This is a genomic window from Mycoplasma marinum (genome assembly GCF_004335975.1).
In the GTDB taxonomy this organism is placed as follows: Bacteria; Bacillota_I; Bacilli_A; order Mycoplasmatales; family Metamycoplasmataceae; genus Mycoplasma_K; species Mycoplasma_K marinum.
The window spans coordinates 1-1,129 of record NZ_PSZO01000079.1; the positions used below are offsets into that span (position 1 = coordinate 1).

Annotated in this window: 1 protein-coding gene; it reads left to right on the forward strand. The window is 26.0% G+C overall.

What is annotated here, in order from left to right:
• A partial coding sequence (locus C4B24_RS05070) for a hypothetical protein (RefSeq protein WP_168388376.1) occupies positions 1-1,129 on the forward strand: 1,129 nt, incomplete at both ends.

The window sequence follows — 1,129 nt, forward strand, 5'->3', positions numbered from 1 at the left end:
AATTCAGAATTATTTTTAATAATGGAAGCTAAAGTTAAGAAAATGAGTATTTATCAACATTGAATTGTAGTTTTTGAAAAGATGGGAATTAAATTTGAAACCTCTAAAATTAATTTCACATCCAGAAGCGGTATTTTAAAAATGGAGCTTATTGATGATAGATTTAAATATTTAAGTAAAGGTCAAAAGGATATACTCAACATCCAATTAAGAATGGCCTCTATCCAAGATTCTTTTTCAAAAGAAAAAAACAATGTATTAATAATTGATGATTACGGTGAAACCTTCGATAAAATAAAATACAATATTTTCATTAGAAAAATTGAAGATATAAGGCAATACTTTAAAGTAACGATACTTTTATTCACTCATGATTATGGCATAATAAATTTATTAAAATACATGAAAGATATTAGAGAAAAACACTTCTATACTTTAACTAAGTCAACTTTTAAAAAACACGATCCAGTAACATTTGAAAAGCACAGTGAATTAATGCAAATTTTAAGCACTTATAAAAAAGACGAATTATTTAACTGGCCTGATTTTTTATTCTTGTTGAGGATTTTTGCTAAACATGAAATAGCAACCACACCAAATGTTAAGGTGGGTATTAAAACTAAAAACATCGCTAGTTTGATGCCGGAAACAAATAATTATTTCCATGATAGATTTAACACAATTAATCAAGAAGTTCACACGGGAATATTGAATTGAGTTATAAATAACTTATTGATTATTTCTACCAATTCCCAAATAAAAAACAATAATTTAAATAATAGAAAAAAAATAGAGAAGGCTTTTGGTAATTTGGAAGATATCAAGAAATATAAACTTGCTCCCAAGACATACAAGTCAAAATTTGAAGTTATTGATATTTTTGGGAATTCGTTATATAGGAGGATTAAATTAGAGCGTTGGTGTTTTGAACTTCTAAAAACGAGAGAGCATAAAATGCCTTTGGTTTTTAAGGAGATATTCATAAGATTGGATGAATATAATAATTTACACAATTTTGAATATGAAATTGCTTTGATTAACCAACAAATTCACGTGGAATCAACTAACTCTTTTGTATATTCTGATGAATTAAAAACAAGGAATTTCCCATTGGTTAAAAAAATTATTT